This window comes from Chryseobacterium sp. C2(2020), assembly GCF_014218915.1.
Lineage (GTDB): Bacteria > Bacteroidota > Bacteroidia > Flavobacteriales > Weeksellaceae > Chryseobacterium > Chryseobacterium mucoviscidosis.
This window is the reverse complement of the sequence record NZ_JACLCT010000031.1, coordinates 1-23,023: the sequence shown is the minus strand read 5'-3', so window position 1 is coordinate 23,023 and position 23,023 is coordinate 1. Positions and strand designations below refer to the sequence as shown.

Genomic DNA, 23,023 nt, shown 5'->3' with positions numbered 1-23,023 from the left:
TACTGCTTTTTAACGCAAAGGATCGCCAAGATTCTTTTTATATACTAACTGTTTTTAAGTTCACAAAGGCGTTTCACTCAGCAAAGAACTCAAAGGTTTTTTAGTTATGCCAAATTACGGATAATCATTATCTTAAATTTATTTTTTATTTAAAATTCTGAACTTGTAATAAGATGCGGCTGATAAAAGTGCCATTGTTGCAAGTCCGATATAAACCCAAGCCGGAACCGGAACCGGATCTCCCGCTGCATAAGAGTGAAGTCCGCTCAGGTAATAATTTACTCCGAAATACGTCATGACCATTGAACAGAATGCAAACATCGTCGCAACGTGGAATGCCCATCTGCTTCTTAATCCCGGAACCAGTCTCATGTGAAGAACAAATGCATATACCATAATGGAAATGAATGCCCATGTTTCTTTCGGATCCCAGCTCCAGTATCTTCCCCATGATTCGTTTGCCCAGATTCCTCCTAAGAAGTTTCCTACGGTTAATGCAAACAGACCTATGGTTAAAGACATTTCAGAAACGATTACCAGTTCTTTCAACGTTGTATCGTGATGCAATTTATACGTTTCTTTATTGGAAATGATATAAAATACCAAACTGATTACTGCAATGATCATCGACAATGCAAAGAACCCGTAACTTGAGGTAATAATCGCAACGTGAACAATCAGCCAATAGGATTTCAATACAGGAACCAACGGCGTAATCTGCGGATCAAGAGCAGAACCTCCATGCGCAAATCCCATCATAATTACAGCTACCATAAATCCGGCTGCCGGAATTAAGGCATTGGAATTTCTGTAAAGTAATAAACCTGCTGTAATTCCTACCCAAGAAATGAAAATAATGGCTTCATACCCGTTACTCCACGGAGCGTGACCGGAAATATACCATCTTGCCACCAAACCAAGGAAATGGAACAGATATCCTACAATACCTAAAACAATGATGATTTTAATTGCTTTGTTTAAAACTTTTTTAGACTTAAATAATTCAACGAAACCTAAGATTAATAGCAATCCTCCGATTAATGTATAGAAGATCAACAATTTGAAGTTGATATTCACTTTATTCATAAACACCTCAAGATCAACTTTAGATTTTGCAGGAACGACAGCTTTGCCCCATTTTTGCTGATATTCTGAAAGTTTCGCCAGTTGCGCATCTGCTTTTGCCCAATTTCCTGATTGCTGAGCCTGCAAAACTTCTGCAAAGTATGGTCCCATAACCTGCTGAGACTCCATATCCGGTTCCATTTTCTGATCCAGCCATGAATGCCATGTGTGATTAGCGTCGTTCTTTACCGGAACAATTCTCATAAACTGACCGCTGAAAAATTCGTTGAAGATCTGAACTCTTTCGTTTACCGCAATCACTTCTTTATCATAATTGGTCTGTTCAGCCGGTTTTTTACGGAACGCAGTGTTGTAATCGCTTTCAAGGATATATCTTAAATTTCCGTTGGCATCTGCCGGGAAAAGATTCATTAAAGAAGTATATCCGTCTTCGTCTGCTTTTGTCTTATTTTTCAGTTCGTCTCCACCTTTTGTTCCTACTTTAATCATCGGAACCATTGTCCAGCTTGGCGTATCAATATTCACCGATAAAAACCATTGGTTTGCTGTTAAAGATTTTCCGTCTGTTCCTTTAAACTCGTCCTTTTTATAAAGCTTTCTTAAAACATCCAAAGCTTCGGTATTAATCGGAACGATTCTTCCTTCAAAATTCTGCACCAAAAGATATCCGAATTTATCGGCATGTTCTGCACTGATTTTATTTCTTGCAATAATTTCATCGGCAGAAACCACCTTCATTTTTGTAAACGGCTGCGCTCCCTGTGGTTTTAATGTTTCTGAACTTTGAGCGTGACTGTGATTATCACCTTCCACATGGATGTGTTCCCTGCTTCCGTCGGTTGTGCCATGTGTTTCAATTTTCTGGGCATTTAAGCCGAAACTCAACAATAATAAAATTACTACCGCCGCTTTCTTTTTGTTAACGTCTTTCAGCATTTTGTTTAATTTCCAGAAGTGGGTTCCTTTCCAGAAGAACATAAAGAACATTCCCCCGAATAAGAATGTATACCCGATGTAGGAAATCAAAGTTCCCCAATAATCGTGGTTTACGGAAAGAACCGTTCCCATTCTGTCCGGATCGAAGCTCGACTGGAAAAAACGGTATCCTTTATGGTTCAGAACGTGGTTCATATAGATTTTAAAAGGAGTCTGTTTTCCTTCATCAATAATTTTAATGTGGCTTTCGTACGCACTCGGAGAAGAACTTCCCGGATAAGTTTCCATGATGAAATCATCCAGTTTAAGCGAGAAAGGTGTATTGTAAATTTTAGGACCAAAACCGATCATAATGTTCAAACCGTCCATTGTTACCTGTTTGTAAGCATTCGGATTTCCTTTTTCTACCGAAAGATCTACCAGTTGCTTTGTTTTAGGCCCCTGAAGTTCCACCTTCAACATATCCGGAACATTCTGATCTTTTTTTCTGTCGCCTTCAATCGCCATCAGTTTTCCTTTTTTAAGACCTTCCGGAACTACTAATTTTAATTCGTTGATGGAATATAAACTTCTTAAAGCCAAAGGCTGGAATTCATCTTTCACCGTTGTTCCGGTTGCCTGAGTTGCCATCGTCATATAACTTGCATCCACAGGAGTTTTGATGAACAGTTTTCCGCCTTCGTTTTTAAATTCAACCGCTCCTTCAATAGCTCTGTTGAACGTTACCAAAGTTCCGTTGATTGATTTTGTTTCGCCCGACTTGATGAAAATATTCTGTCGTCCGGTTTGTCCTGTGGAAACCAAATGAAGATATTCTGCCCCATTCGGATCAGCCAGAAGACTGTCTTTTTTTCGCTGAACATATTCTTTGGCAACTACTTTTACTTTTTTGTCATGGAATTCATAGGTTGCTTCCAGATCCTTGTGCAAAGGAGACATTAAGTAAGGAATGTCTTTATAATCAAGAACATCGCCTTTCTCTTCAATCTGTACTTTAAGGAAGTTTTTATCCGTTACAATTTCGTTAGACGTTTCTCCTTCACGGATGTGCATTGTTCCTTCAAAACTGATGTACCTTGTGATTGCACCACCGATGAAGATGAGTATAAAAGCAAGGTGAAACACCAGAACCGGCCATTTTTCTCTCTTCCAAAGTCTGTATCTTCCGATGTTTCCGATGAAGTTGAGAATGAGCAGGAGCATAATGAGTTCGAACCATTTTGCTTCGTAGATTAATGCTTTTGCTGTAGGAGTACCGTAGTCGTTTTCCAAGAACGTTGCATAAGCCATCGCAAATGCGTACACCAGTAACAATACAGCCATTGTCCTGGTCGAGATAAGAATATCTTGCAGCTTCTTCATGATTTATATACTTGACATGCAAAAATAAGGATGATAAACCACAAAGACTCCAAAAAAAACTGTCATTTATCAGTTGAGACCGCTTTTAATCTTATTTTTATTGATTCTTAATAAGCAATTTTTCTTTGAAGAAAATTTAAAATGATAAAAGCATCAGAATTAAATTCATAAAAGCTATACCATTGATTGACAAGCTCTATTTATTCAGCATTTTTAATTTTTATTTGGTTCAAATTTTCTAAACAGCAAAAAATGATGAATTATTTTTTTCCAGTTCATTTTATTTTAAATATTTTTAATCATTAAAACCAAATCAATCTAAATTCCTTTTAAAATAAGGGAAAAATTAGTTACTTTTTAAGCTTGTGCGCATCCATTTAATGTAGGAAAAACATTAAATTTGCCAATTGACATTATGAATAAAAACACACAAAACAAACCGACTGAATCGCCTGATAAGGGCAAATTTTTATCTAAGCCAAGAGTATTCTTCGGGCTTACTTTCATTCTTTTTTCTGTAGTGCTTACTTTTTCGTTCGTTTCTTATCTGATGAACTGGAAGGCAGATCAGAGTCAGGCAGGAACTATGCTCGATAAAACAATAAAATCTTCCAATCTTTTCGGAAAACTGGGCGACTGGCTCGGAAATATTTTTATTTTCGAAAGTATCGGAGTGGCTTCATTCATCATTGCCTTTTTATTTCTGGTTTTCGGAACCGTTATCCTGAAAAAGAAAATGTTCAAACCTTGGAAAACGGTAGGTCATTCCCTGTTTTTCATTTGCTGGCTTCCGATTCTGTTTGGAGCGATTACTAAAGGACAGGGTGTTTTAAGCGGAGTTTACGGATATCAGATCATGGAGTCTCTGAATACGATTATTGGTTCTTATGGTCTCTGGCTGGTTTTAATTGCAAGTATTGCTTTGTATTTTATTTTAGAGTTTAATCTTCGTCCGAGTTCTATCAAGTCTAAATTAAATGACATCAATGAAAATACCATCGGAAAAGTAAGATCGATGATGCCGAGTTCTGATGAAAATTTTGAAGCCGATGAAGAACTGATTGAGGAAATTGAAACGGCAGAACAGGAAGAAGAACAACCTAAAATAAAAGTAACGGAAGTTGCAGAAAAACCAGCTCCCAAAATGACGGAGCCTGAACCTGTAAAAGTTCCGAAAGGTTTTCCGGAAGTTCCGGTATCCAGCAATTTGGATCCGATTGTAACACCGAATAAAACTTCTTTTGATGAGGAACCTAAAAATGATTTTTCAAATTCCATCAATTTAAATCTCGATTCCAGACCTAAAGTTCCGACTTCAAATCCGGAACAGGCGTTTGATATGACACCTTCTATTCCGGTAAGTACAGTTACTGCGGCTGCACCTCAGGAAAATATTAAATTTAATGTAGAAGTGGCTCCGGTTATCGATATTCTTGATGATTCCGAAAGACAGTCTCAGGAATTGGTAGATAAACATGGATTGTACGATCATAAACTGGATCTTGCCAAATTCCAGATGCCGCCTGTTGAATTGCTGAAAGATTACGGAAACGAAGAAATTTCGATCAACAAAGACGAATTAGAAGAAAACAAAAATAAAATTGTCGGATTGCTGAAAAATTTTAACGTAGGAATTGCCGAAATTAAAGCGACGATAGGACCGACAGTTACTTTATATGAAATTGTACCGGAAGCTGGAATTCGTGTAGCAGCGATTAAAAAACTGCAGGATGATATCGCCCTGAATCTTTCTGCTTTAGGAATCCGTATCATTGCACCGATGCCCGGAAAAGGAACCATCGGGATTGAAGTTCCGAGAAAAAATCCGACGATGGTTTCTATGCGTTCAGTGATTGCTTCGCAGAAATTCCAAAATACAGATATGGATCTTCCTGTGGTTTTCGGAAAGACTATTTCAAACGAAATTTTCATGGCAGATTTATCCAAAATGCCTCACTTACTGATGGCGGGAGCAACAGGACAGGGTAAATCGGTCGGAATTAATGCAATTCTCACTTCTCTTCTATATAAAAAGCATCCGAGTGAACTGAAATTTGTAATGGTAGATCCTAAAAAAGTGGAACTTTCATTATATTCAAAAATCGAAAGACATTATCTTGCCAAACTTCCGGATGCGGAAGAAGCCATCATTACCGATACGAATAAAGTAATCAACACTCTGAATTCTTTATGTATTGAAATGGATACGAGATATGATTTGCTTAAAAATGCATTTTGTAAAAATTTAAAAGAATACAATAAAAAATTTGCGGAAAGAAAATTAAATCCTGAAAACGGTCACCGTTATTTACCGTACATTGTTTTGGTGGTGGACGAATTTGCAGATTTAATTATGACTGCCGGAAAAGAAGTTGAATTACCGATTGCCAGATTGGCTCAGTTGGCAAGAGCGGTGGGAATCCACTTAATTGTCGCAACACAAAGACCTTCCGTAAATGTAATTACAGGTATGATTAAAGCGAATTTCCCTGCAAGAGCAGCGTTCAGGGTAATTTCCAGTGTCGATTCCAGAACGATTCTGGATTCTCCGGGAGCAGATCAGTTAATTGGTAAAGGAGACATGCTTTATTTTAACGGAAATGAAATTTTAAGACTTCAGTGTGCTTTTGTAGATACTCCGGAAGTGGAAAGACTTGCAGAATTTATCGGGGAACAAAAAGGATACGCTTCCGCATTTATCCTTCCGGAATATGTTTCTGAAGATTCTACCAGTACAGTGGGAGCTTTTGATCCGAATGAAAAAGATGCTTTGTTCGAAGATGCAGCGAGAATTATTGTTTCTACTCAGCAAGGTTCTACCTCAATGCTTCAAAGACAACTGAAACTGGGCTACAACAGAGCCGGAAGAATTATGGATCAACTGGAAGCCAGCGGAATTGTCGGCGGATTTAACGGGGCAAAAGCAAGAGAGGTTCTCATCAGTGACCTTCATTCTTTGGAACAGTTTTTGGAAGATCTGCGCAGTTAAAGCGAAATTTCAGTTTAACTTTTAACATTAAAGAAAGTCTAAAGATTAAAGAATTTAATAAAATGAAAAATATTATTTCAAAAGTTATAGTAAGCAGTTTGGTAGTTGGAGCGGTCGGATTTACGAATGCACAGAAGATTGATGCAAAGGCAAAAAAAATTCTTGATGATATTACAGCTAATTATAACTCTAAGAAAAATTCGTACTTCAAGTTTTCTTTCGGAAGCGGAACCAACGGAAAGGTTGATAAAACGGAACCCGGAATTTATTACGCTGCAGGAGATAAATACAAACTGAAGATCATGGAAACAGAACAGATCTTCGACGGAAGTAAAATCTACAACATCAACACAGAAGATATGGAAGTTACGGTAGCGAAACCTAACGGAAGCAGCTCCATGTTCTCCCCTATCAACTATCTTTCTACTTACAGAAAAGATTATAATGTAACGTACGGAGGAAAGAAAAATGTAGATGGTGTAAATGCAGACTTCATTAAATTAACTCCGGTAAAATCCAACGGAATAAAATACGTTTATCTTTTTGTAGATTCTGCTAAAAAACAGATGGTAAAACTGGAACAGCACGGAAACAATAAAGACCTTGCCGTAATTGCGATTAAAGAATACAAGGAAAACCAGACTTTGGATCCGGGAATGTTTACGTTTGATAAAAACAAATACAAAAATTACCTGATCACAGAACTTTAAAAATAATCAGCAGACAAGCGAATACGCGGATTTGCTTTTAATTAAACTTGTCTAAACTTTTTTACCGCAAAAGATGCAAAAGATTGTAACACTTTAGTTATTAAGTTTAATACTTAAATGTAAAAAGAGCACATAAGTTAAAAAAATCAAAGATTTTTCTCTTTGCAGACTTTTGAAATACTTTAAATAAACTCAACAAAGTCTTTTGTCTCTTTTGCGGTTACATTTAAAATTAGTTTAACGAAACTTATTATAAAAATTTCATAAAATATAAGAGCTGCAAAGAAAACTTTGTGGCTTTTTGTTTAATTTTGGCGAATGTTAAAAATACTAGACCGATATATTATAAAAACCTTCTTCGGACCGTTTTTCTTTATATTCAGCGTATTGTTTTTCATCTTTATTGTGAACATTATCTGGATTCAGCTGGGTCAGTTTATGGGAAAAGGACTGAGCTACTGGCAAATCATGAAACTTCTTTTTTACCTCGGGGTAAGTGTAATCAGTATGGTTTTACCGCTCACGATTCTTCTGGCGAGCATTATGTCTTTCGGGGAATTCGGGGAACGGTATGAACTCGCCGCCATGAAAGCCGCGGGAATTTCGCTGACCAGAGTGATGATGCCGCTTTTGGGAGTAACCGTTGTACTTTCCATTATGCTGTATTTTTTCTCCAACAATATCATTCCGGATTTTCAGAGGAAGGCGAAAAATATGCTTTTCAATATTGCCCAGACCAAACCTGCACTGAATTTCACACCGGGACAGTTTATCGATCAGATTCCAGGAAACATGGTGAAGTTCGATAAGATTTACGGCAAAAATGATGAAAATATAGAAGGTGTTTTTGTTCATAAGAAAGCAAGCTCCTACGAAAATCAGCAGACTGTAATTGCCCAGAAAGGTGTTTTTGCTCCGGCAGAAAATACAAATTATTTAAAGCTAAAATTGTTCAACGGATTTGTTTATGAAGATAATTTTGCCGGGAAAGGAGAAAACATCCGTCTGAAACAGCCCGACCAGGTGATTAAATTTGATACATTAACGCTTCATTTCGACGTAAGTGAGATCATTAACAAAGCCATTGAAGAAGAAAAAATTACGGACGATTACCGTTTCCAGACGTTCCATGAGCTGAATACGACAATCGATAAAACGAAAAAAGACAATCAGAAATTCTTCACCAATGTAAGCAGCGATGTTTTGGGACAGACCAATTCTGTGGTAAGTTATATGGACACCAAACAGAACAGCGCAAAGGCAAAACCGAAGCAGATTATTAAGCTCGATACGGTGAAAGGGGATAAAAAACTGGAGATCATCAATAATGCTTATAACCGTCTTGATAACCTGAAAAGTACGCTTGAAGGAAAAAATAACGAGATTGATCCCGGCGTAAAATATTACAGCAAAGTAGTGATTTATCAGCAAAGAATCGTGACGTATTCTTTCACCTGCATCATTTTCTTTCTGATCGGTGCGAGTTTGGGTTCCATTATCCGAAAAGGAGGAATGGGACTTCCTGTGGTAATTGCGATTGTTATTTTCATTATTTTCTATGTGATTAATGTAGGCTTTGAAAACATGGCGTGGTCCGGAAAGATCAATCCTTATCTTGCAGCGTGGGTTCCGAATCTGGTTCTGTTTCCTTTCGGAGTATGGATGACGTACAAAGCTCTTACGGATTCTCAACTGTTTGATGCCGAAAAATACAAAGCGGCTTTCAAGCCTGTTATCAAACTTTTTGTAAAGAATGAAGAACACAAAAGGTATCAATAATAAGCTGTACCTTATACAATATAAAAAGATCCGGAATTTTTCCGGATTTTTTTGTGGTATGTTAAAAAATGAATTTCAATTTCATTTTAGCTGTAAAAAATTATCTTTGTCAAAAATTATAACAATTCTATATGAGAAAATTATTATTGATTGGCTTATTCAGTATTGTTTCTTTCAATGCTTATGCGCAGGAAGACAATACGGAATATGAAATGAGAATCGGGGAAAAGCCGGGATACATTATTGATAAAAGCGGGAAAAAGATCGAAGGTATTGTAAGACTTGCCGGAGACGAAATGAATCCGTGGACGAATCAGAAAAAAGTGAAATTCATTGCAACTTCGGACATTGACAACTCAAAGAAAAAGCAAAAATTCAAAACGTATGATGTAGATGATCTTAAAGGTTATATGGCGATCGACAACAATACGGAAAGAGTTTTTGAAACCATAAAATACACGAACACCAAAGAAGCGTACAACACCCAGAACGGAGGTTTAAGTGGTGGTTTAAAAGCTTTCAACAACCTTACAAAAAGTAATCAGTTTGCTGAAGTTGTGGCAGACGGAAAAATTAAAGTGTACAAAGTATACGGATTCCCGACTACTTTCTCAGCAGGCGGACAAATTGCAGTTGCAGACGAGGAAAACAAAAGAATGAGAGAAAATCCGGCGTATGTGTATTCCAAAAAAGGCGGAAAACCGGAAGAACTTAATGTTGCAAAAGCAAAGATCATTACCGCAGACTGCCCTGTTGTGAAAGCTAAAATAACAAAAGGAGAATATGGTTCTTTGAAAAATGATACCAAAAAGAGATCGGGTTTAGGAAAATTCATCCGAAATGAAATCGACAATGCGATGGCAGATAATCTTTCGATCGTGAATGAAGTGATCTATGATTATAACGAAAATTGTAAATAATCTATTAAAAATATTTTTTACGGCAGTTTCAGTTTGGAGCTGCTTTTTTATTTTAGTTTTTTATTAATGGAAATATTCTTGTCAAAAAGTACAAAAAAGCAAGATTTTTATTAATCTCAAATTTTTAAGACGCAAGAAAATCAAAGATTTTCAATAAGGATGGTGCTTAATTTTATTTAGATAAAATCTTTGCGCTTTAAAACATGACAATATTTAATGAATATTTTCCGCCTTTGCGATGGTTACAGTGATTAAGTTTAAATAAGTTTTGCGCATATTTTTTGCAGTATGCTTAAACAAAATTATTTTTATGAAAATACTTCTTTTTACTTTAAGTTTTCTTGTTATTGTTTCCTGTAAGAAAGAAAATGCAGAAAACATTCAAAATAATTCAGTGACTGATAATACAACCATGAATACAGTTTCGGAAAAATTGAGTGATTCCATTACTTCCGTTGAAGATATAAAGAAAGAATATGCAGCCGTAAATAATCTTTTATCTGCAAAAAAACTGGATTCAACAAAATTCACGTATAACTGCGACGAAAAAGAAGGTGAAGTTGTTTTATATTATGAGAATAAAGATCTCAGAATGATCAAAGATTCTTATGCAGAACACAGTCATTTTTCTTCATCCACAAAATATTATGTAAAAAACAACAGCGTATTTTTCATTTTTAAAGAAGAAACGGTATGGAATTTTGATGAAAGCGGAACGCCCGAAAAACCGGAAACAAAAGATGATGTCAATGAAAAAAGAAGCTATGTTTTAAACGATAAAGCCATTCAGTGCCTCGAAAAAAATTACACGATCCGTTCAAAAGGAAATAACCTGAATCCTGATTCAATTCCGAATAAAGAAACAAAATGTGATATTGCTGAGCTGATGAAAAACTATCATTTAATCCTTAAAAATAAAGACAGAAAAGGAGAAATCAATTGCCTTTAAACTGTACACAAAACAAAAGCGGCTTCAAAATGAAACCGCTTTTTATATTTTCAGGAGCCGAAAATTATACTTTCATAATTTCAGCTTCTTTTACTTTAAGATGCTCGTCGCAAGCTTTTACATATTTGTCGGTAAGCGTCTGAATATCTGCTTCAACACCTTTAATGATGTCCTCAGAAACTCCTTCCAGTCTTTTAAGCTCTTTCAGACCGTTCTGTCTTGCGTTTCTTACAACTACTTTCGTGTCTTCTGTTTCAGACTTAGCCTGTTTTGCCAGTTCACGTCTTCTTTCTTCCGTTAAAGGCGGTACATTAAGGATAATGTTGATCCCGTTATTAGAAGGTGCAAATCCTAAATTTGAATTGATGATTGCTTTTTCAATATCATTAATGGCTTTTGCGTCCCAAGGTTGAATAGAAATCGTCATTGCATCGGGAATAGAAACATTGGCAACCTGATTAATTGGAGTTAATGCTCCGTAATATTCCACCATCACATCCTGAACCATTGTTGTAGACGCACGTCCCGCTCTGATTCTCTGAAATGCATGATCCAGGTGCTTAATAGCTGCTTCCATGTCCTGCTGTACAGACTCTACTATAAGATCTAATTCTTCCATTACTATAATAAAATTTGATAAGTTACACATATGTTAATGATAAGTAATAAGTAATTGGTAATGAGTAATTTTTAAAACTTTAAACTCAAAACCCTGAACTTACTATTACAAATCAACTAAAGTACCAACATTTTCGCCGTCAACAATTTTTTCCAGATTTCCTTCTTTGTTCATATCAAAAACAATAATCGGCAGTTTGTTTTCGTGGCTTAAAGTAAATGCCGTCATATCCATTACCTTTAGATTCTTCGCATAAACTTCGTCGAAAGATAGTGAATTATATTTTACTGCATCTGCATTTTTTTCAGGATCGCTGTCGTAGATTCCGTCTACTCTTGTTCCTTTCAAAATAACATCTGCCCCGATTTCGATGGCTCTTAACGTTGCGGCAGTATCTGTTGTGAAATACGGATTTCCTGTTCCGGCTCCGAAAATCACTACTCTGCCCTTTTCAAGATGTCTTACTGCTCTTCTTTTGATGAATGGTTCCGCTACTTTATCCATTTCGATGGCAGACTGTAGTCTTGTTTTAATTCCCGCATCTTCCAGAGCACCCTGCAAAGCCATCCCGTTGATTACCGTTGCAAGCATTCCCATATAATCTCCCTGTACTCTGTCCATTCCTTTTGCAGCTCCTGCTACACCGCGGAAAATATTTCCTCCTCCGATTACAATGGCAACTTCACAGCCTTTTTCTACCACTTTCTTAATTTCTGCAGCATATTCCTGTAGCCTTTCATTATCAATACCATATTGTCTGTTTCCCATTAAGGCTTCACCACTCAGTTTCAGAAGGATTCTTTTATATTTCATTGTATGTAAATAACTTTTTTTCGTTAGATATATCTGTCTAAAATTTGACTTTGCAAATATAATCATTAATAAGGTTGATTTTTCATTATACATTATAAATTTTAAAAGTGATGTTTTATGGGATCAGCAAAGCATTTTTCCTTATAAATAATGTCCCTGTTTTTATAATTTGAGTGAATAGATGGCTGTTTAATTAAATTACAAAACATGAAGATTCAAAATAATAATCTTACGCTAAAAGATTAAGCTCAATAAAAATGGCATAGAACTTAAAATAAAACCACGATTTCCACAAAACTTAAATATTTAAATATAAATAATGTGAGAAATATTTTGAAAAGTACGAAAAAGGATTATTTTTGCATTACTAATAAACTGAGTTGAAGAAAATTGTCATTTTTTCATTATTTCTGTCAGGAATTGTTTCTTATGCACAAACAGGAACAAACGTTTATCCATTCTTAAATATCCCTGTTTCAGCGAGACAGGCAGCTTTGGGAGGAGATGCAATTTCTGTGAGAGATCGTGATGTTTCCTTTGCTATTGCAAACCCCTCACTACTGAATAAAGATTCCGATAATCAGCTTTCTGTAAATGCAACTGCCTATCTTGCAGATTCCAAATACGGAACGATTGCCTATGCAAAAGACTTTGATAACGGTCACATGGCGACCATCAATGCAAGATACATGAGCTACGGAGATATTCCGCGAACAGACGACAGCGGTTTCGAAAACGGAACTTTCAAAGCTTCGGATGTTGCCATTGGAGCAGGATATGCCTATCAGTTTGAAGAAGACTGGACGATTGGAGGAGGATTGAATTTCATTACTTCGAAAATCGACACCTATACTTCTTCTGCCATTTCAGGAAACGCAGGAATTACGTACCACAACAAAAAAAATAAGGAAACAGCATCTGTTGTTTTCAGAAATTTTGGATATCAGTTCAATTCTTTCAACGGAACAAGGGAAAACCTGCCATTCCGTGTAGATTTGGGATATACAAGAATTTTAAAAGTAATTCCTTTAGCAGTTACCATTACGGCGCATGATTTACAGGAGTTTAATATTTCTTCCCAGTACAACGTTAACGGACAGGAAGTAAATACAGGCAGAAAAATCGCCGATCACTTCTCTATCGGGGCAGAATTGTTTCCGGAAAAAGGATTCAACATCAGACTAGGATATAATGTGAAGAGAGGGAATGAATTAGCCGTTGCAGATCAGAGAAATTTCTCAGGACTTTCGGCAGGATTCGGGATTAAAATTGCCAGATTCCGTGTGGATTACGCACACGTAAGGTATCATAATTCTGCGAATGTCAACCAGATAGGAGTTTCCATTGATCTTACAAGCCACGCAGGATACTAATTGTTAATCATTTTCAAAACAAAATAAATATCAGAAACCTCAAGAAAATCTCCTGAGGTTTCTTGATTTTTAAGAAAAAATCTTGAAATTTGCAGTATGAAAAAACCTGTAATAGCTATCGACGGGTACTCGTCTACCGGAAAAAGTTCAATTTCTAAAGTCATTGCAGCAAAGCTGGGACTTATTCATCTGGATACAGGTGCGCTTTACAGAGGAGTAACATGGTTTGCTCTTCAGAACTGTTTAAATGACAGCGGAACCATTGATCTTGAGAAATTATTTTCTTCGTTTGATCAGATCGGGCTTGAATTTAAAAATCTTGATGGAGAACTGGTTCTTTTCCTGAATCATATTGATATTTCCAAAGCAATACGTACGAATGAAGTCTCGGAGAATGTAAGTTTTGTTGCCAAACAGAAAGAAGTAAGAGATTTTCTGCTTCAGTCTCAGCGCAATTTGGCAGAAAAAGGCGGCATTATTATGGACGGACGTGACATCGGGACAGTAGTTCTGCCAAATGCGGAATATAAATTTTTTCTTACCGCAAGTATCGATGAAAGAACCAGAAGACGTTATCAGGAACTGATTTCTTTAGGAATTGAAGCAGATGAACAGCAGGTGAAAGAAAACCTTATAGAACGCGACAGAATAGACAGCGAACGCGAAATCGCCCCGTTAAAGCAGGCTGAAGATGCCATTGTTATTGATAATACCAATATTTCTAAGAAAGAAACTATTGATGAGATTTTATCTCACATCCAAAAGATTTAACATTTTTTAATAGATGTCTTTCTCCTTTGGTATGTTAATTGTACATTTCATCATAAGTAAAAAGCTAATATTATTAACTATTAAAAAAAACGAAAATGTCTAAAAAAAACAATACAGCGGGTATTTTGGCAGGACTTCTTGCAGGTGCTGCGGCAGGTGTTATCTTAGGAATGCTTTATGCTCCTGAAGAAGGTAAAGAAACAAGAAAGAAAATTAAAACTAAAGCGAACGATCTTAAAGATCAGGCTAAAAATAAATACGGAGAAGTTTCTGAAAAAGTAAAAGACCAGTATGGTAACATCTCTTCTACTTTTAAAGAAACAGCAAACAGCGTTGCAAACACCGTAAAAGACGGATATGATAAATACAAAGATCAGATCGTTTCTAAAACTGCAGACGTAGTAAAAAATGTAGAATCTGAACTAAATGATCTAAAATAATAATATAGTTTATTTTTTTAGGTAAATTATGAGAAGGAACTTTATAAATGAAAGTTCCTTTTTTTGTAACTTTAAAGAAAAACAATGATTGAAACTATTAAAGAATACGCTTCAAAAAGGATCGATCTCCTGAAAATTGAAGCTACCGAAAAATCCTCTCTTTCGGCAGGAATGATCACCTATTTCGTGGTTTTGCTGGTCGCTTTTGGTTTTTTCATCATTCTGTTCAACTTCGGAATTGCCTTTCTTATCGGTAAAGCATTGGGCGACCAGTCTTACGGATTCCTTATTGTAGCTGCATTCTATCTTTTAACAATGATTCTTATCGTGCTGTTTAAAAAGAAAATCGTAAATTATGTGGCAGATCAGGTAATTAAATTTTTAAATCATTAAACTATGAGCAGAAAATATGAAAGCTTAGAGGAACTGAGAAGAAAGAAAAAGCTGCTGAAGCAGGAAATAGACGGTCTGGAAGATCTCCTTACCTTCAAAAATACCAAGGAAAGCCTTAGTGCTTTTACCAATGGCTTAACAGACCAGTACCTTCAGGAAAAAGTAGATGAAGACGGTGATGAAAAAGTAGTTCTGCGAAAAGATGTTATTGCTAAACAGATTACTTCCGAAATTAAAGGAGCTCTGATCAATAAAAATACAGCAATGGGAATAGCCAATTCTGCCTTCAAAGGAGATGCGGCGGATATTATGATAAACCTTGCAGTCACAACATTTGTCGGAAATTATGCCAGAAAAAACTTTAAAAGTTCAAACTGGAAGAATAAATTAATTGGCGCTGCGATGATCTATCTCGCTCCTGTCGCCTTAAGATATGTAAGAAAAAAACTTGAAACGTATCAGAAAAACAAAAGTGTTTCGAGTATGGAACAGCTTATTTAAAGTTTGAGGGTTTTAGAGTTGGAGTGTTTAAGAGTTAATCTCATTACGCTCCCATTCTAAAACCCTTTAATATTTGATTAAACCTCAAGATCTGTCTATTGATCTTTTTCACACAAACCCTCCAATTCTCTCACTCTATTACTCACTTCCTCCAAACAACTGTCCTAAAATAATCCCTGCTGCCATTGAAACATTAAGACTTTCTGTAGACTGCGATTTTCCGAATCTTGGGATCATCACACTTTTATGAAGCAGTTTTTCCGTTTCCGGACGCATCCCATTGCCTTCATTTCCTAAAATTAAATTCATTTTTTCAGGTCTTTCGAAAGAATAAATATTTTCACCGTCCATATCGGTTCCGATGTTGATATTTCCTGTTTCGGATAAATATTCAGTCAGGTTTGTATAAACGATATTTACCCTCGTAAAAGATCCCATACTTGCCATAATAACTTTAGGATTATAGAAATCTACGGTATCTTCACTGCAGATAATCTGCTCGATGCCGAACCAGTCTGCAAGACGGATCATCGTTCCCAGATTTCCGGGATCCTGAATCCCATCCAAAACCAACTGGAGATTTTTATCCTCTGCTTTTTCTTCAGGATGAAGATAACAGACCGCCACAGAATCTTTTGGATTTTGCAGAAAACTGATTTTTTTCAACTCATTTTCAGAGATATGAGTTACCGGAGCTTCCATACGGTCTAATTTTTGCGGATCCGTAGAAAATATTTCTTTAATTTTAAATCTGGAATCGGGAAGTTCACGAATGATTTTATTACCTTCAACCAAAAACAAATTGTATTTTTGCCTGAACTTCTTTTTATCTAAAGACTGTAAAATTTTTATTGTATGAGCTGTAAGCATTATAAGAATTCTCCTCAAAAGTATTATAAAATAATATCATTTGCAACATTTGTAGGTCTCCTTTATGCTTGTAGTACCACTAAAAAAGTTCCGGACGGCGAATATTTGCTGGTAAAAAACAATTTTCAGTTTGAAGATAAGAAAGAACCCTTCGATGGCGAACTGAAAGATTACGTACAGCAGAAGCCCAATAAAAGACAGCTTCTTTTCATGCCTTTAAGCCTTTGGCTTTACAATGCTGCCAATCCCAAATACGACACGCTTCTTAACGAGTACATGACGTACCCTAATGAACTGAGAAATCAAAAACTGAGAGATTCTCTATTCATTAAATACAACATGAAAAACAGTGTGGGTAAAAGTCTGTTTTTCGACAGGTTATACCACAACTGGGGTTCTGCACCGGTGATTCTCGACCAGACAAAAACTTCAAAAAGTGCGGAATCTATCCAGAAAAGAATGACGTACCGCGGCTATTGGGATGCAGAGGTGAAATTTAAGCATGAACTTGATTCCGCTGCAAAAAAAGCTGCCGTTAATTATTTTATTACCCACAACCAGCCTACTTATATTAAGGATTATTATTACAACATATCAGATCCAAATATCAAAAGCCTTTATCAGCAGAAAATCCGGGAAACTCTTATAAAGAAAGGACAAATTCTGGATCAGACCATTTTGGAGAAAGAAGTTGGAAGGATTAATGATCTTATGAGGGAGTATGGATATTACCGTTTTAACAGTTTAGGCGATGAGGTAGGTTTTGTGGCAGATTCTCTTAAAAGCACAAAACAGGTTCCGCTGGTTCTGGAAATCCGCAAAGATTCTCTTGATAGTCCTTATAAACAGGCAACCATCGGAAATATTGATGTTGCCATCGTAGACGAGGCAAAAGATTTTCCGAATAATACAAGAAAAGACAGCTTAAGAGGTATCCGTTTTCATAAAACAGACAACAGCTACGATTCCCGTGCGATCTGGAGAGCCATCATCGTAGGAAACAAACAGGTTTACGATCAGAAAAAGCTAGATCTTACCAAAAGAAATATTCTGGCAATGAATAATTTCAGCATTCTGAAAGCCAGAGATTCTTTAAGAAGAGGTGGCGGTACAAGCCCGAATGACAGCATCGTAGATGTAATGTACGTACTGAAACCGCTTCCGAAATACGACCTGAAAGTGGGAACAGATTTAAACTATTCCGAAGTCCTGAATTTCGGGGTTTCTCCTTCCATCGATCTTACCACGAGAAATATTTTTGGAGGGGCGGAAAACCTTACAACCAGTCTTTCCGGAACTTTCGGGCGAATCGTAAATCCTAAAAATATTGATAACAGGATCTGGGCTTACGAAATCTCGGCGCAGGCTTCATTGAATTTTCCCAGATTGCTTTTGCCTTTTGATTATTATAAATTAATTCCGAAAAGATACAGCCCAACCTCCTCTATTACTCTGGGTGTTTCAGATCAGAGTAACATCGGTTTGGGAAGACTTAACTTTAATACCGGTCTGAATTATCTGGCAACGGTAAATGATAAAGTAACGCACAGACTTACCTTATTTAATACGCAACTGAGTTTAACGAAGAACAAAGATGCGTATTATGATTATTTCGTTAACGATAATGCTATCCGTGAAGAGTTTTTCGCAGATTATTTCGCTTACAACTCATCGGTATATCAGGAATTTAAAGCCGGATTACTGACGATTGATCAGGTTTCGCAGCGCATTATTGAAGACACGACCTATCTTCAGGGATTAAATCAGCAGGGAGTTGACCGGTTTGTAGCCTTTGTGGGAACTTTGGTAAATAAAGACCGACAGACTCAGGATGTTTTGATTTCTTCTTTCATTTATAATTTTATTTACAATGAGATAGGGAAAAAAGATTATCCAAATGCTTTTTATTTTAACGGAAAAGTAGAACTGGCAGGAAATATCTTTAGTATTTTTAATCAGAAAAGAAATGACGGAGGTGTTGTTACCAGTCCGGAAAGAACCATTTTCAATATTCCTTATGCGCAGTTTGTGAAATTTGATCTTGATTTTAGAAAATATTTTAAATTCGGAAACAATACTTTAGCGCTTCGTCAGTTTATCGGAGTCGGAATTCCGTACGGAAACTCTTCCAATATGCCTGTCATCCGTTCTTATTTCAACGGTGGACCGAATGACATCAGAGCATGGGTTCCTTTCGGAGGATTGGGTCCTGCAGATTCTCAGGTGGATGAAAGAGTTCGAACATATATGACTGATAATTTAAAACTGACTACGAATATCGAATTCAGGATGCCTTTTAATGATATGTATGAAGGCGCTCTTTTTACGGACATCGGTAACATCTGGAGTCTTAAAAACTACAACAACGGATATGGAGATGAGTTTAAATTTAACAAATTCATCAGACAGGTTGGTGTAGGAAGCGGTTTCGGATTAAGGGTAAATATTGCCTACATTAAACTGAGACTGGATTTAGCCTATAAAATGTACGAACCCAACAGACCGGAAGGTGAAAGATGGAGACTGAAATACATTCAGCCGTTTAAACCTACTCTGAATATTGCATTCGGATATCCTTTCTAAAAAGTATAACAGGTAGTATCTCTAAATGATATTGCCTGTTTTTTTAATCCGGCGAAATTCCTAAAGCAAAATATACCACTGCAACCGTTCTCGCAAGAATTTCTCTGAACTGATTTCTGTAATAACTTTCAGGTTTTGTAACATCCTGCGCGTCAAAACCTAATGCATTCATATTGTTATTTCTGGCAAATAATAAAGCACGAAGATTGTGAAATCCCTGAGAAACAATAATTACATTGTCTTTTCTATACACATCTTTACATCGGAGAATACTTTGATAGGTATTAAAGCCTTTCGGATCTTCCATAATAATTTCCTCAGGAACTCCTTCCTGATAAATAAGATAGTTTTTCATAGCAGCAGGCTCATCATATCCTTTGCTTTTTTCACCGCTTACAAGAATTTTCCGGATTTTCCCGTGATGATAAAGCAAGGCTGCCGCATCCATTCTTTTCGTAAAATAAGGATTGGATACGCCGGATCTCATTTTGGGTGAAGTTCCCAAAACCAGAGCTACTTCTCTTGGAGGAATTTTTGAAATTTTGGTATAGGTTCTTCCGTCTGTAAGCGCAAAAACCCACGCATTGGCGAGACATATCAACAGAATTCCCATTTCTATTGATATGAATATCAGGTTAAATATGTTTTTTATTATTCTCAACTAAGGTCAAAGTTAAGCTTTATTTTTTTGCTTTTAGCAATCGACATACAAGCCAAAATATGTCCTCTCTCCTCTTCATTCTCCGTTAAATATTCATTTTCAAGCAATTCTACATCGCCCTCCTCCAGAATACACTCACAGCTTCCGCAAATTCCCGATTTGCAGGAATACGGAACCTGAAATTTCTGTACAAGTAACTGCTGCAAAATTCTTTCCTCGTTGGTCGGAAGTATGGTAGTATATTCTTTTCCAAGCATTTTAAAAGCCAGCTCAACGTTTTCTAATAACGGAAATTCTTTTTCTACAGGATAAATATCGTCATTAAATTCTTCAAAAAGCTCAAAATGAATATTTTTTTTCGGAATTCCGTGATGATAACATGCATTGGCAAGAGTTTTTATCATTTCTCCTTTTCCGCAGATCAGAACTTCATCCACCGCATCCCAAATGGTAGATTCTTCATCCGTATCATCCAGATGAAGGATCTGGTTGATGATAAGACTTAATTTTTTATCATCCAGTCTTCCATGGAAAAAACTATTGGCGGTTTTCTCTCTGGAGAAAAAATAAAAAATCTGCAATCTTTCTCCGTGCATTGTAGCGAGCCGATCCAGTTCATCTCTGTAAATCAGATCTTCAGAACTTTTATTTCCAAAAAATAAAAATAATCTTGTTCTCGGTTCATTGTGAAGAATATTTTTAAAATGACTTAAAATCGGCGTAATTCCTATTCCCGCCGCAAATCCTACAATGGTTCTGAATTCGCTGGGTTTTGAAATTAAAGTAAATCTTCCGTTTGGCTCACTTACCAATAACTCATCGCCTTCATGATAATTTTTAAATAACTCTGAAGAAGCTCCTTCAGGAGAATTTACCTTTATACCTAAAGTAATTTTTTGTTCGTACGGAGCAGAAGTCATCGAATAATCATTGATGATTTCCTTACCGTGAGCGTGAAATTGTATGCTGACAAACTGACCGGCATCAAACCTGAAATTTTCTTTCAGATTATCCGGAATCTCGAATTCCAGAGAAAAAGTATTTTTGGTCAGTTCTTCCTTTTTCGCTATTTTTAACCAATGAAACTGTGTAAGTTTCCCTTTATAGATTTGTTGTTCCATAACTTCAACTCAAAAATAGATAAAAAATAATTTATGAAGAAGATAATTTTATCCACGCTTGTAGTTTTTTCACTCGCAAGCTGTAAAAAGGAAAATCAACAAAGTGAAGAAACTTCCACGGTTACGGATTCTGTTGCAGTTTCTGAACCAAAAGTCTCTCAATCTGCTTTAAAGACATTTACAAATGAGCAGGCAACTGAATTTTTAGGCAAAAAAAATGACACGCTGTATGTCACGAATTTTTTTGCAACATGGTGCGGTCCATGTGTAAAGGAAATTCCTCACTTTAAAAGTAAGATTGAAGAGCTTAAAGGCAAACCGGTAAAAATTACTTTTATTAGTCTGGATAGTAAAGAAGAGTGGACTACAAAAGTTCCGCAGTTTGTACAAGAACAGGGGATTGAAAAAAACACAATTCTTTTGGACGGTGCTTCGCTTGACGGTAATTTTTTTACTTCTAATTTTAAAGAGTGGACAGGAAATGCAATTCCGTTTACATTCATGAGAAAAGGGGATAAAACTGATGAAACTTTAGGGATGATCAGTGAAGAGCAGCTTAACCAAAAAATCAATTCTTTATTAAAATAAACTTCAGACGTTTTATGTCAGACAAGTTTAAAATCCTGTGTTTCGTTTTATTAATCGCCATTATTTTGGCAGCGGTTATTAATCTGAATACAGGATTTTTAAGTTTACATTTTCAGGACTTTTGGGGAGAATCTTCCAACAGCCAGATTGCGGAAATACGTGTGAACCGTGTTTTGGTAATGCTTTTGGCAGGAATTTCTATCCCAACTTCCGGTTTTCTGATGCAGGAATATTTTCAGAATCCTCTTGCGGGACCGGATATCTTAGGAATTACTTCCATTGCCAGTTTATCTGTCGCATTTTACATCTTTTTTTCGCACGATCTTCTCATCCCGGAATTTCTTCAGAACAGTTTTTTAAGCTTTGCAGCCATCGGCGGAAGTCTTTTACTGATGCTGATTCTTCTTTCCATTTCCAAAAAATTTCAGGATAAATCTTACCTCATTATTTTTGGGTTTCTGGTTTCGGCTTTTGCAGGAGCTATTGTTTCTCTGTTGCAGTTTTATGGAGAAGATCAGAGTCTTAAAAACTATATTTTATGGTCTTTCGGAGCGAATAATATGGTTTCAAGAAATCAGATTTATGTTTTATCTGTTTTAATAATAATCGGCTTGTTTGTCTGTTTTAAAACAATAAAACCATTGATAGGAAATTCATTGGGAACTTCATATGCACAAAGTCTGGGAGTTAATCTCAATCAGCTTAAACTATTTATTATTGCGGCCTCTTCCCTTCTTTCTGCTTCTATCACCGCTTTTCTAGGTCCTATCTTATTTATCGGAATCATTGTTCCGCATTTCAGCAGACTGATTTATAATCCGGCAAAGCTTTGGCAGCAATGGATTTTAAACATGATGCTGGGAATGCTGATGATGCTTTTTTTCTCCATCATCGCAGAAAAAACACAGATTCCTTTAAATGTTATAAGCTCCGTTTTCGGAATTCCCGTAATTTTACTGATGCTTTTGAACCAGAATAAGATTTAATATTGTTGGTTTTTCACAAAGGCGCAAAGTTATTTTTATAATTTTGCGTTTAAGGCGCAAGGATTTTATCTTTGATAAAATTTAGGATCGCAAAATTATTACAAAATTAACGCAGTACACTTGCTGAAAATCTTTGATTTTCTTGCGCCTTTGCGAAAAACCAACACAGGATAAAATAAAAACGCAACACAAATGACAGAAAACGAATTATCAAAGATTGTCTTTGAGATAGGATTAAAAATTCATAAAAAACTAGGAGCCGGATTATTTGAGCATGTTTACGAAGAATGTTTATTCTACGAACTTAAAAAAGCCGGACTTTTTGTAGAAAAACAGAAGTTACTTCCAATTGTTTATGAAGAATTAAAAATTGAAAGTGCTTTCAGATTAGATATGATTGTCGAAAACAAATTAATTTTAGAGATAAAAACTGTTGATTATATTAACTCAACGCATAAAGCACAACTTCTAACTTATCTCAAAATGACGAATTGTAATTTAACGTGAACTCGACGCTAAAATATTGAATTATATTTAGTTTTCCTTGCCATCTATGCATTTATCCAGTTCGGG

The 23,023-nt window shown here is 36.1% G+C and carries 20 protein-coding genes; 14 read left to right on the top strand and 6 right to left on the bottom strand.

Annotation, left to right across the window (positions count from 1 at the left end; translation table 11 throughout):
- Window positions 1–138: 138 nt before the first annotated feature.
- Window positions 139–3,384: a cytochrome c biogenesis protein gene (gene ccsA, locus H6W52_RS15875; protein WP_116099238.1), complete on the bottom strand. Its 3,246-nt coding sequence runs from the start codon at window positions 3,382–3,384 to the stop codon at window positions 139–141.
- A gap of 415 nt (window positions 3,385–3,799) precedes the next feature.
- Here ccsA and H6W52_RS15870 point away from each other — a divergent pair, with 415 nt between their 5' ends.
- The 5 genes from H6W52_RS15870 (at window position 3,800) to H6W52_RS15850 (ending at window position 10,731) form a co-directional block, all read left to right on the top strand.
- A complete protein-coding gene (locus tag H6W52_RS15870; RefSeq protein WP_116099239.1) occupies window positions 3,800–6,373 on the top strand; it encodes an FtsK/SpoIIIE family DNA translocase in 2,574 nt (857 codons plus the stop codon).
- 62 nt (window positions 6,374–6,435) lie between these two features.
- A complete protein-coding gene (locus H6W52_RS15865; RefSeq protein ID WP_087710051.1) occupies window positions 6,436–7,083 on the top strand; it encodes a LolA family protein in 648 nt (215 codons plus the stop codon).
- 318 nt (window positions 7,084–7,401) lie between these two features.
- Window positions 7,402–8,862, top strand: a complete 1,461-nt coding sequence (locus H6W52_RS15860; RefSeq protein ID WP_116099240.1) for an LptF/LptG family permease — start codon at window positions 7,402–7,404, stop codon at window positions 8,860–8,862.
- 131 nt (window positions 8,863–8,993) lie between these two features.
- Window positions 8,994–9,782 carry a hypothetical protein gene (locus tag H6W52_RS15855; RefSeq protein WP_116099241.1) on the top strand — a complete coding sequence of 263 codons (789 nt, stop codon included), beginning with the start codon at window positions 8,994–8,996 and terminating at the stop codon, window positions 9,780–9,782.
- A gap of 310 nt (window positions 9,783–10,092) precedes the next feature.
- The gene (locus tag H6W52_RS15850) at window positions 10,093–10,731 is read left to right on the top strand and encodes a hypothetical protein (protein ID WP_116099242.1); all 639 of its coding nucleotides are present in this window, start codon (window positions 10,093–10,095) and stop codon (window positions 10,729–10,731) included.
- Window positions 10,732–10,795: 64 nt separating this feature from the next.
- On the opposite strand, the gene frr is transcribed toward H6W52_RS15850, so the two are convergent.
- Entirely contained in the window at window positions 10,796–11,350 is a 555-nt protein-coding gene (gene frr / locus H6W52_RS15845) for a ribosome recycling factor (protein WP_116099243.1), read from the bottom strand.
- Window positions 11,351–11,455: 105 nt separating this feature from the next.
- Window positions 11,456–12,163 (bottom strand): UMP kinase, encoded by a 708-nt coding sequence (gene pyrH, locus H6W52_RS15840; protein ID WP_116099244.1) that lies wholly within the window; start codon window positions 12,161–12,163, stop codon window positions 11,456–11,458.
- 380 nt (window positions 12,164–12,543) lie between these two features.
- Between pyrH and porQ the strand changes: the two genes are divergently transcribed.
- From porQ to H6W52_RS15815, 5 genes are all read left to right on the top strand, one after another.
- Window positions 12,544–13,536 carry a type IX secretion system protein PorQ gene (gene porQ / locus H6W52_RS15835; RefSeq protein ID WP_116099245.1) on the top strand — a complete coding sequence of 331 codons (993 nt, stop codon included), beginning with the start codon at window positions 12,544–12,546 and terminating at the stop codon, window positions 13,534–13,536.
- Window positions 13,537–13,632: 96 nt separating this feature from the next.
- Entirely contained in the window at window positions 13,633–14,307 is a 675-nt protein-coding gene (gene cmk, locus H6W52_RS15830; RefSeq protein WP_076390301.1) for a (d)CMP kinase, read from the top strand.
- 95 nt (window positions 14,308–14,402) lie between these two features.
- A complete protein-coding gene (locus H6W52_RS15825; RefSeq protein WP_076390302.1) occupies window positions 14,403–14,747 on the top strand; it encodes a YtxH domain-containing protein in 345 nt (114 codons plus the stop codon).
- An 84-nt stretch (window positions 14,748–14,831) separates the two neighbouring features.
- Window positions 14,832–15,140, top strand: a complete 309-nt coding sequence (locus tag H6W52_RS15820) for a phage holin family protein (RefSeq protein ID WP_076390303.1) — start codon at window positions 14,832–14,834, stop codon at window positions 15,138–15,140.
- A gap of 3 nt (window positions 15,141–15,143) precedes the next feature.
- Window positions 15,144–15,641: a phosphoribosyl-ATP pyrophosphatase gene (locus H6W52_RS15815; protein WP_087710037.1), complete on the top strand. Its 498-nt coding sequence runs from the start codon at window positions 15,144–15,146 to the stop codon at window positions 15,639–15,641.
- Between the two features lie 138 nt (window positions 15,642–15,779).
- On the opposite strand, the gene H6W52_RS15810 is transcribed toward H6W52_RS15815, so the two are convergent.
- On the bottom strand, window positions 15,780–16,511 hold the full coding sequence (locus tag H6W52_RS15810; RefSeq protein ID WP_116099246.1) for a TrmH family RNA methyltransferase: 732 nt from the start codon (window positions 16,509–16,511) through the stop codon (window positions 15,780–15,782).
- On the opposite strand from H6W52_RS15810, the gene H6W52_RS15805 reads away from it, so the two are divergent.
- Window positions 16,497–19,094, top strand: coding sequence for a BamA/TamA family outer membrane protein (locus tag H6W52_RS15805; RefSeq protein WP_116099247.1), 2,598 nt, complete (start codon window positions 16,497–16,499; stop codon window positions 19,092–19,094). The genes H6W52_RS15810 and H6W52_RS15805 overlap by 15 nt on opposite strands.
- Before the next feature lie 43 nt (window positions 19,095–19,137).
- Here the strand turns inward: H6W52_RS15805 and H6W52_RS15800 are convergent, their stop codons facing one another.
- Together H6W52_RS15800 and H6W52_RS15795 are read right to left on the bottom strand one after the other, a co-directional pair.
- A complete protein-coding gene (locus H6W52_RS15800; protein ID WP_185140318.1) occupies window positions 19,138–19,755 on the bottom strand; it encodes a vancomycin high temperature exclusion protein in 618 nt (205 codons plus the stop codon).
- Window positions 19,752–20,876, bottom strand: coding sequence for a ferredoxin--NADP reductase (locus H6W52_RS15795; protein WP_116099248.1), 1,125 nt, complete (start codon window positions 20,874–20,876; stop codon window positions 19,752–19,754). The genes H6W52_RS15800 and H6W52_RS15795 overlap by 4 nt, the downstream gene beginning before the upstream one ends.
- 33 nt (window positions 20,877–20,909) lie before the next feature.
- On the opposite strand from H6W52_RS15795, the gene H6W52_RS15790 reads away from it, so the two are divergent.
- From H6W52_RS15790 to H6W52_RS15780, 3 genes are all read left to right on the top strand, one after another.
- Window positions 20,910–21,464: a TlpA family protein disulfide reductase gene (locus H6W52_RS15790; RefSeq protein WP_116099249.1), complete on the top strand. Its 555-nt coding sequence runs from the start codon at window positions 20,910–20,912 to the stop codon at window positions 21,462–21,464.
- Between the two features lie 14 nt (window positions 21,465–21,478).
- Window positions 21,479–22,450 (top strand): iron ABC transporter permease, encoded by a 972-nt coding sequence (locus tag H6W52_RS15785; RefSeq protein WP_116099250.1) that lies wholly within the window; start codon window positions 21,479–21,481, stop codon window positions 22,448–22,450.
- A gap of 192 nt (window positions 22,451–22,642) precedes the next feature.
- A complete protein-coding gene (locus H6W52_RS15780; RefSeq protein ID WP_116099251.1) occupies window positions 22,643–22,957 on the top strand; it encodes a GxxExxY protein in 315 nt (104 codons plus the stop codon).
- Window positions 22,958–23,023 lie beyond the last annotated feature (66 nt).